General features: G+C 64.8%; 14 protein-coding genes. 4 read left to right on the top strand and 10 right to left on the bottom strand.

The window, feature by feature from the left end:
* Positions 1 to 59: 59 nt before the first annotated feature.
* Positions 60 to 485, top strand: coding sequence for a hypothetical protein (locus tag QAZ47_RS28790; protein WP_278231630.1), 426 nt, complete (start codon positions 60 to 62; stop codon positions 483 to 485).
* Positions 486 to 643: 158 nt separating this feature from the next.
* Here the strand turns inward: QAZ47_RS28790 and QAZ47_RS28795 are convergent, their stop codons facing one another.
* Together QAZ47_RS28795 and QAZ47_RS28800 are read right to left on the bottom strand one after the other, a co-directional pair.
* On the bottom strand, positions 644 to 1,618 hold the full coding sequence (locus QAZ47_RS28795) for a hypothetical protein (protein ID WP_278231631.1): 975 nt from the start codon (positions 1,616 to 1,618) through the stop codon (positions 644 to 646).
* A gap of 176 nt (positions 1,619 to 1,794) precedes the next feature.
* Positions 1,795 to 2,298: a glycosyltransferase gene (locus QAZ47_RS28800; RefSeq protein WP_278231632.1), complete on the bottom strand. Its 504-nt coding sequence runs from the start codon at positions 2,296 to 2,298 to the stop codon at positions 1,795 to 1,797.
* Positions 2,299 to 2,447: 149 nt separating this feature from the next.
* On the opposite strand from QAZ47_RS28800, the gene QAZ47_RS28805 reads away from it, so the two are divergent.
* On the top strand, positions 2,448 to 3,602 hold the full coding sequence (locus tag QAZ47_RS28805; RefSeq protein WP_278231633.1) for a PA0069 family radical SAM protein: 1,155 nt from the start codon (positions 2,448 to 2,450) through the stop codon (positions 3,600 to 3,602).
* A 213-nt stretch (positions 3,603 to 3,815) separates the two neighbouring features.
* Positions 3,816 to 4,514: a ribonuclease HII gene (locus QAZ47_RS28810; RefSeq protein WP_278204328.1), complete on the top strand. Its 699-nt coding sequence runs from the start codon at positions 3,816 to 3,818 to the stop codon at positions 4,512 to 4,514.
* Positions 4,515 to 4,972: 458 nt separating this feature from the next.
* Here QAZ47_RS28810 and QAZ47_RS28815 read toward each other — a convergent pair whose 3' ends face one another.
* From QAZ47_RS28815 to QAZ47_RS28845, 7 genes are all read right to left on the bottom strand, one after another.
* Entirely contained in the window at positions 4,973 to 5,464 is a 492-nt protein-coding gene (locus tag QAZ47_RS28815; protein WP_126095303.1) for a F0F1 ATP synthase subunit B, read from the bottom strand.
* Between the two features lie 10 nt (positions 5,465 to 5,474).
* A complete protein-coding gene (locus QAZ47_RS28820) occupies positions 5,475 to 6,056 on the bottom strand; it encodes a F0F1 ATP synthase subunit B (protein ID WP_278231634.1) in 582 nt (193 codons plus the stop codon).
* A 62-nt stretch (positions 6,057 to 6,118) separates the two neighbouring features.
* A complete protein-coding gene (locus tag QAZ47_RS28825; RefSeq protein ID WP_027164582.1) occupies positions 6,119 to 6,343 on the bottom strand; it encodes a F0F1 ATP synthase subunit C in 225 nt (74 codons plus the stop codon).
* Positions 6,344 to 6,422: 79 nt separating this feature from the next.
* Positions 6,423 to 7,181, bottom strand: coding sequence for a F0F1 ATP synthase subunit A (locus tag QAZ47_RS28830; RefSeq protein WP_278073366.1), 759 nt, complete (start codon positions 7,179 to 7,181; stop codon positions 6,423 to 6,425).
* Positions 7,182 to 7,247: 66 nt separating this feature from the next.
* Positions 7,248 to 7,640, bottom strand: coding sequence for an AtpZ/AtpI family protein (locus QAZ47_RS28835; protein ID WP_278231635.1), 393 nt, complete (start codon positions 7,638 to 7,640; stop codon positions 7,248 to 7,250).
* Positions 7,641 to 7,906: 266 nt separating this feature from the next.
* A complete protein-coding gene (locus tag QAZ47_RS28840; protein WP_278204331.1) occupies positions 7,907 to 9,088 on the bottom strand; it encodes a cell wall hydrolase in 1,182 nt (393 codons plus the stop codon).
* A 153-nt stretch (positions 9,089 to 9,241) separates the two neighbouring features.
* Positions 9,242 to 10,507 (bottom strand): MFS transporter, encoded by a 1,266-nt coding sequence (locus tag QAZ47_RS28845; protein WP_278231636.1) that lies wholly within the window; start codon positions 10,505 to 10,507, stop codon positions 9,242 to 9,244.
* Positions 10,508 to 10,624: 117 nt separating this feature from the next.
* Between QAZ47_RS28845 and QAZ47_RS28850 the strand changes: the two genes are divergently transcribed.
* Positions 10,625 to 11,542, top strand: a complete 918-nt coding sequence (locus QAZ47_RS28850; protein WP_278231637.1) for a LysR substrate-binding domain-containing protein — start codon at positions 10,625 to 10,627, stop codon at positions 11,540 to 11,542.
* A gap of 221 nt (positions 11,543 to 11,763) precedes the next feature.
* On the opposite strand, the gene der is transcribed toward QAZ47_RS28850, so the two are convergent.
* Positions 11,764 to 13,194: a ribosome biogenesis GTPase Der gene (der, locus tag QAZ47_RS28855; protein WP_278204334.1), complete on the bottom strand. Its 1,431-nt coding sequence runs from the start codon at positions 13,192 to 13,194 to the stop codon at positions 11,764 to 11,766.
* Between the last annotated feature and the right edge of the window lie 25 nt (positions 13,195 to 13,219).

Genomic DNA, 13,219 nt, shown 5'->3' on the forward strand with positions numbered 1-13,219 from the left:
CGCCATTCCGAAGCCGATGCCGGCGAAGTACCTTGTGCGAGGAAACAAGGGACTGCGCCATGACCGTTCACAGCGGCGGATGTCATTGCGGCAACATCCGCCTGAGCTTCTCCAGCGCTCTCTATCCCGGCGGGATGGAAATCCGCGCCTGCCAGTGCTCGTTCTGCATCCGGCATGGATCGCGGGCGGCTGCCGATCCGAACGGAACGCTGGTCGTCTCGGTCGAAGACGGCGCGCGGCTGCAGATCTATCGCTTCGGACTGCGCACCGCCGACTATCTGCTGTGCCGCGAATGCGGCGTCTATGTCGTGGCGATCGCCGGCGATGGCGCTGACGCCAGGGCCATCGTCATCATCAATGCGCTGGATGATCGAGAGCAGTTCTCCCGCGAGCCGATCCCGGTCCGCTACGACGCCGAAAGCCGCGAGCAGCGACTGGCCAGGCGTCGCACCGCCTGGATGCCGGTTGAAGTGCGTGGGATCTGATCCCGTTTGTTTTGACGCAATTCCGGACGGAAACCGCTAGAGCAATTCCAGGAAAAGTGAGCGGTTTTCCGCCTGGAATTGCGTAAAAACAAAGAGTTAGAGCGGTTCGGCGTTTCCGTGAAACGGTGAACCGCTCTAGGCACTTTTCCTGGAATTGCTCAGCGAATTACCGGCTCGCCGTGGAAGCGGCGGCGCGAAGGCCGCGAGACACCGAAGCCGATTTCCATCATCAGGCGCGGCGTGATCGCCGGCACCGTGCCCATGTGGAAGCCGAACGGATCCTCGACGAAGCCGAGGCCCGCCTCGCCCGTCAGCGTGACCGGGCTTTGCTGGCCGTAGACATCCAGCACCTCTTCCGCCGGATGGCCTACCAGGAGCGTCAGTTGGTGCTTGAGCGCGCGGCGCTTGTGGCTGCCGCGGACATAGACATGCGGCCCGGTACCGGCGTCGACCGGCGCCAGATAGAAGAAGAACTTCAGCATGCGCCAGTCGTCGAGGTCGAAATGGTATTTGCCGAGCGAGGCGAGGTTCTTGTCGGCGTCGGAAGCCTTGCCGGTCGGGAAGCTCCACCAGACGCGCGTGGTGATCAGTTTCGCCTGGCCGCCGAGATAATGCCGGGCAACGTCGAGCAGCAGCGGATCCCGTTGAATGGCAAGCGCGGCCGGGCAGTCGAGGATGCGCTCGAAAAAATGGCCGCTGAGCAGCGAGCGACCGAAACGCTTCTCGGCCTCGGCATGGTCGCCCGGCATGAATTCGAGACGGCGGTCGAAATTGCCGAAACAGGGCGTGCGTTGCGCGAAAGCGGCGATCTCCTCATGGATCGCCGGCGGCAGCATGAAGCCCGAAAACAGCCCATCGGTGCGCAGCGCCTCGACGACCGCGTCGCGTTCGATGCCGGTGAACATCGTTGCACCCGCATCGTCGAGCGGACGGGCCGCCCTGGCGCCAAGCCAATGCATGCGACGCCCCGGCATGGTGCGCGCCAGCACGAACATCGGCAGCCAGGCCGGGTTTTCGCGAAGATCCTTCAAATAGGTCGGGATGCGCACGGCGATGCGCCTGAGCAGGCTGCCGTCGCGGGCGATGGCCTCCAGGCTGGCCGCACCGGAATTGTCTGGGGGAGCAAGATTCATCGGGGTCCTCATATGCATTGACGTTCGACGAAGCGACGCCCGCCTATCGCTTCGGCATTACCCAATCCCGATTGTCCCGCATGCCGGGATGCTAACCTCGCCCTTAATTTTGTGCAATGCACAATAAAGCAACGACTGAAATTTGCTGCCCGGCTTTCCTCGTGCGGGCGCCTGCATCACTTCGGCGGCGCGACCCAGATTTCGGCGCTGAGCCTTCTGGTAGCCAGGCCACGCGCCAGGGCTTCGGCGCTGCGCGCGCTTTTCGCCAGAGCCGCGGCCTGGCGCTTGCTGATGACGAGACCTTCGGCCAGCGCACGACTGCCCGAAAACACACGAGCCAGGAACGGTGTGCGATTGCCGCGGGCACGTGAGAAGCGCGCGGGCATGCTCTGCCTTGCCGTGTGGGCCGCGACCTCCTCGATCCAGCCTTCTGCCAGTCGCGCGCCGGGCTCGAGCAGCAGCAGCCAATCCCCCTTGGCATGGCCGATACCGGCGGCAACGCCGCCGGCCACATAATGGCAGCCGGCATGCTCTGCTACGCGATGCGTCTGGTCGGTCGAGCCGGTGTCGCAGACGACCACATCGCGCACGACGCCCTCGACCGCGCCGCCGATCAGCGAGGCGAGCGTGCGGGCAAGACCCTCTTCGTCGTTCTTGGTCTCGATGAGAACGCTGAGCATTCTTAGCCGAATAGCCGAAAGCCGGGCGCTGCGCCAGTTGCGCGTCCCAGCGGAAAAAGTTCTTGCTTTGTTCTCATCGGCAAAATAGGAATAGTTTCATGACTAGAGCGATTCGACATCCTGCCGACAGTCCTTGGGAGAGGGCGAAAATGGAACAGATCGTCCGCGCCGACATTGCCGCCTTCGGAGCAGGCAGGGCCGAGATGGCCAATGCCATGATCGAGCAGAGCGGCATGCGCATCCGCCCCGACCGCAACCGCGGGCGCTCCGCCGGCATCAATCCGTCCGGCCGGTTTGAGCCGGTCAGCCGGCATGTGTTCGACGACGGCTGGAACTCGCTGGAAGAGCTGCCACCGTTCAAGACGGAGGTGCAGGTCGAGAAGCCGCGCACCATCATCACCCACAACGAATCGCCGGACATTTCCTTCGACCGTTCGATCAATCCCTACCGCGGCTGCGAGCATGGCTGCGTCTACTGCTTCGCCAGGCCGACGCATGCCTTCATGGGCCTGTCGCCGGGACTCGATTTCGAATCGAAGCTGTTCGCCAAGCCGGATGCAGCACGCATGCTGGACAGGGAATTGTCGAAGCCCGGCTACCAGCCGCGCACCATTGCCATCGGCACCAACACCGATCCCTACCAGCCGATCGAGAAGCAGTACCGGATCATGCGCGAGATCCTGGAGGTGCTGGAGGCGCGCGGCCATCCGGTCGGCATCGTCACCAAGTCGGCGCTGGTGACGCGCGACATCGATATCCTGTCGCGCATGGCCGAACGCGGCCTCGCCAAGGTGGCGCTGTCGGTTACCACGCTCGACCGCATGCTGGCGCGGACCATGGAGCCGCGTGCGTCGACGCCGACGAAGCGGCTGGAGGCGATAAGGCAGCTTTCGGATGCCGGCGTCCCCGCTTCGGTGATGGTGGCGCCGATCATTCCGGGCCTCAACGATCCGGAACTGGAGCGCATCCTCGATTCGGCGCGCGCCGCCGGCGCCAGGGAAGCGGGCTATGTCGTTCTGCGCCTGCCGCTCGAAGTGGCGCCGATCTTCAAGGACTGGCTCTTGCGCCATTATCCGGACCGCTACCGGCACGTGATGTCGCTGATCCGCTCGATGCGCGACGGCAAGGATTACGATTCGGAATGGGGCAAGCGCATGAAGGGCGCCGGTCCGTATGCGTGGCAGATCGGCCGGCGCTTCGAGATCGCCGCCAAGCGGCTCGGTCTCAATGCCGAGCGGCGGCAGCTTCGGACCGATCAATTCGTCGCAGGCTCCGGCGCCGGCGAGCAGCTGATGCTGCTGTGATGACGGCGCCGGCCATGAAAGGCCTGCGATCCGCTAAGTATTTGTTTTTACGCAATTCCAGGATGAAGAACCACTGCGCACTTTCCCGGAATTGCTCAAGAATCCCGTCCGGCCCAGTCCCCCGGCCGTGAGACGGTGCCCTCCCGGTCCGAAGCCCCATCCGACCCGGAGGGACTTGCGGAGAATCGGAGCGGATGCGAACCTCGCCGCACCATGGCTCGCGCGCGTTCCGATTCTCCGCTTCTGTTTGAAATGGTCGAGAAGCCCGACTTCTCCATCGAGACGAAGGCGATGGCCGAGGGACTTTGGCCAGTCGCGGGCATGGACGAGGCCGGCCGCGGGCCACTAGCCGGTCCGGTTGTGGCAGCAGCCGTCGTGCTCGACCCCGCCAACATTCCCGAAGGCCTCGATGATTCCAAGCGCCTCACCCACCTGCAGCGCGAGGCGCTGTTCCTGAAAATCCTGGGCTCAGCGCTCAGCGTCTCGATGGCCTCGATCAGCGCCGAAGGCATCGACAACAGCAATATTTTGAAAGCCAGCCTGGAAGCGATGCGCCGTGCCGCCGCCGGCCTGTCGCTGCGGCCCAGGCTGGCTTTGGCCGACGGCCGCGACGTGCCGCCAGGACTCGCCTGCGAGGGCCGCGCTTTGATCAAGGGCGACCAGCGCTCACAATCGATCGCCGCCGCCTCGATCGTCGCCAAGGTGATGCGCGACCGCATGATGTGCGGCTGCGGCGGCCATCACGAGCATTACGGCTTCGAGGTGCATATGGGCTATGCGACGGTCCGGCATCGGACCGCGATCGAAGCGCATGGCCCGGTGGCAAGACTGCACCGCGCATCCTTCGCGCCGTTCCGGCTGGGTGGCGTCGAGGTGGTCGAAGAGGAAGAGAGCTTCGCCGGATTGGAGTGATAGCTATCTCCCCCAATGTAGTTACGGCATGCACACATCTTCAGTGACTGGCGTGACTGATCAAGCCAGGGCTTGATTGCCAGGTGGTTCCCCCAATCCGTCGCTGCTTCGCAGCGCCACCTTTCCCCCCTCCGGAGGGAAAGGAAGGGAGCGTCGCTGGACGAGCGTTGACGGCAAAAAGCCTGGCGCCTTTCCTCTACCCCGTCGATCGGGGGAGAGGTGGCTCGGCGAAGCCGAGACGGAGTGGGGGTCGACCAGCGCTACATTAGACAATGCATGCGCCAAGCTGCCATGCGCGTCGGCGCGGCGGACCAGAATGCAACGCCGGCGATCCTTCGCGCCCCCCTCTGCCCTGCCGGGCATCTCCCCCACAATGGGGGAGATTGGCAGCTTCCGCGCCGCAACAAAAAAGCCGCCGGGTTGCCCAGCGGCTTTTTTGTTGGCGACGGTAGAGCCGCTCAGTTCAGCTTGGCCTTCACGTCCTGCAGCGCGGATTTGAACAGATCGGCGCCGGCCTTGGCGTCGACCTTGGCGGCAAGCAGCGCGCGGGCGGCTTCGACGGCGATGTCGACGGCGCTGGCGCGCACCTCGCCGATCGCTTCGCGCTCGGCCTGGCTGATCTTCTGCTCGGCAAGAGCCGTGCGGCGGGCGACATAGTCCTCGGTCTTCTTATGCGCCTCGGAGGCAAGGAGTTCGGCCTCGCGCTTGGCGGCGGCGACGATGTCGGCGGCCTCCTTCTCGGCTTCCTTGCGCTTCTGCTGATACTGGCCGAGCAGTTGCTGGGCCTCTTCGCGCAGCCGGCGGGCTTCCTCGAGCTCGCTGCTGATCTTGGCCGCGCGGGCGTCGAGCGACTTGGCGAGCATGCCCGGCACCTTCAGATAGATGACGGCGCCGAGGAAGATGATCAGGGCAATGGTTGCCCAGAGCGTCGCGAGTGATGTGGCGTCCATGATGCCCTCCTCACCGGCTCGCGGATTTGACCGCGGCCGAGATCTCGGCCTTGTCGGTCTTGCCGCCGACGAGCGCCTCGACGATGGCCGACGTGGTGTCCTCGGCGATCGTGCCGACTTCCTTCATCGCCTTGGCCTTGATCGAGGCGATGCTCGCCTCGGCCTCGCCGAGCTTCTTTTCGAGTTCCGCCTCGAGCTTCTTGCGCGTGCTTTCGGCTTCGCTCTTGGCGGCGTCGCTCGCCTGCTGGCCGATCGTGTTGGCGCGAGCCTTGGCTTCCGCCAGTTCCTGCTCGTAGGCCGCAACGGCAGCATCGGCCTCGCCCTTCAGCCTCGCGGCGTGGTCGAGATCCTGGGTGATGCGATCGTTGCGGACATCGATGATACCGCCGACGCGCGGCATCACAACCCGCTTCAGGAACAGATAGAAGAGCCCGAAGGTGATGACCAGCCACAGAATCTGCGACGGGAAGGTCTCGGCATTGAACGGCGGGAACGTCTCATGCGCTTCGGCCGGTACGGCCGTGCCCGAATGCGTATCGCCTTCGGCCGCAGCCGGCACGGACTCTTGCGCAAAGGCAGATGTCACGAACATCTCATTCCCCTGTCCATACGGCGGGACCGCACCATGCGGCCCCTTTCGTCAGCGCGTGCTTCTTACTTGAAGACCAAGAGCAGCGCGATGAGGAGCGAGAAGATGCCCAGAGCTTCGGTCACGGCGAAGCCGAAGATCAGCCGGCCGAACTGGCCGTCAGCAGCCGACGGGTTGCGGAGCGCACCCGAGAGATAGCTGCCGAAGATGTTGCCGAGGCCGATGCCCGCGCCGCCCATGCCGATGCAGGCGATACCAGCGCCGATAGCAGCTGCTGCAGTTGCGTCCATTTCAAAACTCCTGTGGTTTTCGTAATCGTTGCAGTTGGTACGTTGGGTAAGCTGGCGCCGAAACGCCGAAGAAAATCGATCAGTGGCTCGGGTGCAGAGCGTCGTTCAGATACATGCAGGTCAGCACCGCGAAGACGTAGGCCTGCAGGAAGGCGACCAGCAGTTCCAGCGCCGTCAGCGCGACCGCCATGGCGAGCGGCAGAACGGAGCCGGCGACGCCGACGGCGCCCAGCGCGCTGAGGCTGACGACGAAGCCCGAAAACACCTTCAGCGTGATGTGGCCGGCCAGCATGTTGGCGAAAAGACGAACCGAGAGGCTGACGGGACGCGAGACGAAGGAAATGATTTCGATCGCCACCACCAGCGGCAAAAGATAGCCGGGCACGCCATGCGGCACGAACAGCTTGAGGAAGCCCAGCCCATGCTTGGCGAAGCCGTAGACGATGACGGTGCCGATCACCAGCGCGGCCAGCGTGAAGGTGACGATGATGTGGCTGGTGACGGTGAAGAAATAGGGGAACAGGCCGATGAGGTTGGCGACCAGCACGAACATGAACAGCGAGAACACCAGCGGGAAGAACTGCATCCCCTGCTTGCCCGCCGCGTCGCGCAACATGTTGCCGACGAATTCGTAGGCCATTTCCGACACCGACTGCAGGCGGCCCGGGATGAGGGCGCGGCTGGCGGTGCTCATGTAGAGGAAGGCGGACGCGACGATGACCGTCACGACCATGAACAGAGCGGAATTGGTGAAGGAGACGTCGTAACCGCCGATATGAATCGGAATGATCGGATGGATCTGGAACTGGTGGATCGGATCGACCTTGTCAGCAGCCACTTTTTATCCCCGTCAAAGCCGCAACCGGCTTCTTGAGTTCGCTTTAGCGCCTTGCGGCGCCTCATTTCATTCCTTCGGCTCGCGCGGCTTGCCGCCCTGACCGAATTCCGACGCAAGCCCCGCCGAACGCAGGACATTGAGTATACCGGCGCCGAAGCCCAGCAACAGGCCGACGATCAGACCCCATGGCGCGATACCCGCCAGGCGGTCGACAATCCAGCCCAAGCCGACACCAACCACCACCCCGGCGATGAACTCGCTGGACAGTTTCAATGCCTGACCGTAACCGGTCGCAGCCTTCGCTTCGTCTTTCCCCTCGAGCCGGTCCGTGCGTCTTGATGCAAGCGATGCTTCAAGCTCGCGCCGGCGGCGCTCAAGTTCGTGGTCGCGGATGGTGGCTTCTGGCTGCCTGCCGCGGCCGGTTTCTCCGGTTCCGTCTGGCCTGTTTTTGTCGGCCATCGCAACCCCCCTGCCCGGGCAGACTATCACCGTCCGTCCGCTTCTAAAGTCGCCGGCAACATAGTTAGAGGGTCCGCGCCCGTCAAGCCACGGGTCGAACTTCAAAGTGATGTATTTTCCTGTTTTAAATCAATGGCTTATTCGGGTGCGACATCGTGCCCGTCACGCCCGCGCGGGGACTCGGCGCGAATCCGCGCGGCAAGCCGCACCGATCGGTGCGAGCGGCAGGCCCGCGCAGAACGCTACCGGAGGCTCGCTCGAACGGCTCAGCTCCAGCCGCCGCCATAAGTGCGATAGAAGATGTGCAGGCCGATCCTGGTCATGCGATGCATGGCACGCGACCAGCCCGGATGGACATAGTTGGCGTAGTAATGCGTGGAGGAACCGACCTCGGGGATGAAGATCTTGCCTGCGGTCACCGCCATGGCGACATCCTGCGCGGTCTTGTAGGCGACCGGGTCGTTGATGCGCTTCTTCCTGCCGTCGCAGGCGAAGGAGAACTGACAGCGGTTGAACCAGTTGTCGTTCTGGTAGACGACGCCGCAGATCGTCTTCGGATAGGCCGGGTTGCGGACACGGTTGAGGATCACCTGCGCCACCGCGGCCTGGCCGCGCACCGGCTCGCTGCGCGCCTCGAAATAGATGCCCTTGGCGAGACATTCCTGTTCCGGCATGGAGAAGACGGCCGCCGGCAAAGGGTTCTGCATCCAGGCATGGTCGCCCTTGCCCATCGGCGGGATGAAGCGGCCGTCGTTCGGATCGTCCTGCAGCAGCGCTTCGAAGGGCGACGCCTTGGCGTAGTCCGGTGCCGACTGCGCATAGGCGGTGGCGAGGATATCCGGCTTGTCGTTGTTGACGAGAGCGACGAGAGCCGCCGGCAAATCCGGATCGGGCTTCTTGTCCTCGCGGATGTGGAAGGCCTGGGCGATCTGGACTTCCTTGCCCTTGATGCCGGGTTTGGCGAAGGTGAACTTCAGGTTGCTGTCCATGCTCGGACGGAGCAGCGAGGAGCTGCGCTCGAAGATCGAGCCGGCGCTGAAATTCTTCGGCGGCGCCACCGGTGACACCTGAACGAGGCGGCCCTTCTTGTCGGCGCGCACGACGCGATCCTCATCGGGGGTGGTGCCGGCGACATTGCCCTTGCCGCGGAACGCAACCGCGCCGACGCCCGGCAATGCCACGCCCGAACCGGAGATCGAGCCCGTGGCGGCCGAATCGACAAACGGCATCTCGGCGGCGTGCACCGAGCCGGCGACGGATTTCTCGACATAGGCGTTCCAGCGGGCGTGAGGCGACTCCAGCCCGGAGACGAGGCTCGCCATGTCCTGATAGGCGACGACCGATGGAAAGCCGACCCAGAAGCCGAGCCCCAGAACCAAAGGAGTAAGGAAGGAAGGTTTATTCGCAACGGCGGCGGCGACGAGCCGCATAAAAACGCGTCGATGCACGGAACTCTCCAGAAACGCTACTGACCCCGGAGAGCCAAAATGAAGCATTAACCTTGATGGGGGGTTAACGACATCGATCGTGTTTTTTTCATGTTGAAGGCAAGCCGGCTTCCCACTGCCGCGGAAAGCCGGCGAAAAATCAGGCTTGGTGAATCAGGCTGGGCGCAGGAAGATCGGCCACGCGATCGCCGCGCAGATCGCGGCCGCCAGCCAGACGCCCGGCCATGCGGAGAAAAGCAAGAGCCAGGGAATGGCGATCGGCACCAGGCAGAAGCCGACGAAGACAAGTGTGTTGGCGAGGCTGAGCGCGGTGCCGACATGACCGGGGCCGGCGAGTGTCGCAAGCTCGGTATAGGCAACGCCATGCCAGGCCGAGACGGAAATGCCGGCCACGACCACCATGACGGGCAGGAGCACCATCAGCGCGGGCTGCCCGGCCGCCGCGATCACCAGCAGCCAAAGAGCGAGGAAGGCCAGCGCGCTGAGCACGCTGCAGAACCTCAGGAACGGCCGGCGGTTGCCGTGGCGGTCAGTGAAGCGGCCGCTCCAGACGCGCATCACCATGGCGCCCGTCTGCACGGCGGCAAGACTGGCGCTGGTCACCCACGTGCCCATGCCGGCGAAGTCGTGTAGGAAGACGGAGGCGAAAGTAAGCACCGCCACCTGCGGGAAGCAGAGCAGGCCGATGGCCGTCGAGATACGCCAGACCTCGATGTTGCGCAGCGGCGCCGGACCGCTCGTCGCGGCGGCCGGGTGAGCGTCGCCTTGCGCCGGCGGCTCGTGCAGCCAGCGCCAGGCAAAGAAAGCCGAAAGGGCGGATAGGGCCGCAAGCAGGCCGAAGACCGCGGCATAGCCCAAGGTCACGGCAAGCGACGGCAGGACAAGCGCGCCGAGCCCGCCGCCGAGCGGCACCGCCGTCTGCCTGATGCTCATGGCAAAGCCACGCTCGCCTTGGCCGAACCAGCCCATGATGGCGCGGCCGCTGGAGCCGTTGACGCTGCCGCCGAGCAGGCCGGCAACGAGCAGGCTTTCCGAAAGCAGCGTGACGCCGGGAACGGCTGCTTTCGTCGGCACGACGAGCATGGCCATGATGAACAGCCATGCCGCCGTCGCGCCAAGCCCGGTCAGGAGCACGCGGCGGTCGCCCCAGCGGTCGGTGAGCACGCCCCAGGGCAACTCGCTGAGCGCCACGCCGAGGCCGAGCAGACCGAGCGCCAGGCCTAGCGAGGCATTGTCGAGATGGTAGCCCTGACGCATGACGACCGCGGTCGCTGGAACGCCGGAGAAAGTGGCGGAGAAGCCGGCATTGGCGGCGACTCCGATGCCCAGCACCTTCCAGCGATGGTTGGGTCCAAAGGCGCGGCCGGCGGCGGCTTTCGCAGGCGGCTGGCAATCGTTGCGGGTGACGATGGCTGACATGACTCACTTCCCGTGACGGCCGGGCGACCGACCTTGACGGGATGGATGTAGCGCCATAGTTTCGTTCATAAAATCAGGAAGTTTTTGATCTATAATCCTGAAAATGAGGACGATCTTATGCGACGCGTCACCTTCGACCTCGATGTGCTGCGGACCTTCGTCACCGGCATGGAACTGGGCAGCTTCGCCAAGGCGGCCGAACGGCTCGGCCGCTCAACTTCTGCCGTCAGCGCGCAACTGAAGAAGCTTGAGGAGCAGGCGGCGACGCCGATCTTCCGCAAGGCGGGCCGCGGCCTGGCGCTCACCGAAGCCGGCGAGACGATGCTCGGCTATGCGCGGCGCCTGATCGAGCTCAACGACGAGGCGGCCTCCGCCATCCGCGACGTCGAGTTGGAAGGCTGGGTGCGGCTTGGCCTGCAGGAGGATTTCGGCGAAGCCGTGCTGCCCGAAGTGCTAGGCCGCTTCGCCCGCGCCCATCCCAAAGTTCGGATCGAGGCGCGCATCGGACGCAGCCATGAGCTCGCCGAACGTGTCCTGTCCGGCAACCTCGACATCGCGCTCGCCTGGCACGACGGCACGACGCTGCCCTACAGCCGGCATGTCGCCGACGTGCAGGCGCGCTGGATCGGTCCGGCGAAACCGGTGGATGCAGGCTCCCGCGATGGCGAGGCGCTGCCGCTGGTGGTGTTCGAAGCGCCCTGCCTGCTGCGCACCGTGGCGACCGAGACGCTGGACCGTGCCGGCATTGCCTGGCGCATGGCCTTCTCCAGCCCTAGCCTCGGCGGCATCTGGGCGGCGGTCGCGGCCGGCCTTGGGCTGACGATCCGCACCGATATCGGCTTGCCCGTCAATGTCAGGGCGCTCGCGCCGGGAGTGCTTGGGCTGCCGCCGCTGCCGAAGATGGCGCTGCATATGCATCAGAAGGACGCCGAGCTCGATCCGGTCGCGGCACGGCTGGCGGACATTCTTTTGCATTCGGCGATGGAGGCGTTGCCTGAAGGGGCAGAGACGAAGGATATGCTGAAAGTGGCTTAGGTCCCGCGCGGTTCGTCATCCACGGGCGGAGCGACGCGAAGCGGAGCGTAGACCCGAGGATCCATTCCGTTACCTCGGACGCAGGGCGCAGCGGTGCAGAATTCTGGGTCGTCGCGGCGCTTCCAAGTCACGGAATGGATCCTCGGGTCTGCGCGCGTCGCTTCGCTCCTTGCTCCGCCCGTGGATGACGAGGAATCAGTATTGGCGCTTCTCCCCAGAAGTCACCGCTTCTTCGCGCGACCTGCAAATGGATTGTCCGAGGTGCGCAGAGCCATGCGGATCGGCACGCCCGGCATGTCGAAGGCCTCACGCAGGCTGTTCGACAGATAACGCACATAGGACTGCGGCATCACGTCCGGCCGTGAGCAGGAGACGACGAAACCCGGCGGGCGGGTCTTGGCCTGGGTGACATATTTGATCTTCAGCCGGCGGCCGGCGACGGCGGGCGGCGGATGATGCGCGAGGATGCCTTCCAGCCAGCGGTTGAGCTTGCCGGTGGAGACGCGGCTGTTCCAGACCTTGTGCGTCTTGATGACGGCGTCCATCAGCCGGTCGAGGCCGCGCCCGGTCTCGGCCGAGACGGTGACCGCCTGGATGCCGCGCACCTGCGGCAGAAGCCGCTCGGTCTTCTCGCGCAGCTCGGCCAAAAGCTCCTGCGGATTGTCGATCAGGTCCCATTTGTTGAAGGCGATCACCGGCGCTCTGCCCTCGCGGATGATCAGGTCGGCGATCTGAAGGTCCTGCTTCTCGAAGGGGATGGTGGCGTCGAGCACGATGATGACGATCTCGGCGAAGCGGATGGCACGCAGCCCGTCCTGCACCGAAAGCTTCTCGAGCTTCTCCTGGACCTTCGACTTGCGCCGCATGCCGGCCGTGTCGAAGAGTTTTATCCGGCGGCCGCGCCAATCCCAGTCGACCGAGATGGAATCGCGGGTGATGCCGGCCTCGGGACCGGTCAAAAGCCGCTCCTCGCCAATCAGCGCGTTGATCAGCGTCGACTTGCCGGCATTGGGGCGGCCGACGACGGCAATGCGCAGCGGCTTGCTGTCGTCATAGGCGGGCTCCGCGTCGGGGTCGGCGATGTCCTCGCCGATCAGCACCTCGCTGACGGCGATCTCGTCGCCTGTCTCTTCATCATCCTCGCCGAAGGCGCGCTCCTCGCCGAGCGCCGCGATCACCGCGTCGCGCAGGTCGGGCATGCCCTGGCCGTGCTCGGCCGAGACAGGGATCGGCTCGCCGAGACCAAGTTCCCAGGCCTCCAGCATGCCGCCTTGCGCACCGCGCGCCTCGGCCTTGTTGGCGACCAGCACGACCGGCTTGCCGGATTTGCGTACCACGTCGGCGAAGGTCCGGTCGTCGGGCATCAGGCCGGACTTGGCGTCGACGGTGAAGAAGATCAGGTCGGCCTCACGGATCGCGATCTCGGTCTGCTGGCGCATGCGGCCGGGCAGCGTGGACGCCGCTGCATCCTCGAAGCCGGCGGTGTCGATGACGTCGAAGTGAAGATCGTAGAGCTTGGCGGCGTGGACGCGACGGTCGCGCGTCACGCCCGGTGTGTCGTCGACAAGCGCCAGCTTTCTTCCCACCAGCCGATTGAAAAGAGTCGATTTGCCGACGTTAGGCCGGCCGATGATGGCGACTTTGAAGCCCATCCGACTCTACCATTTGTTGCGCATG

Origin of the sequence: Mesorhizobium sp. WSM4904, assembly GCF_029674545.1 — a bacterium.
GTDB lineage: Bacteria > Pseudomonadota > Alphaproteobacteria > Rhizobiales > Rhizobiaceae > Mesorhizobium.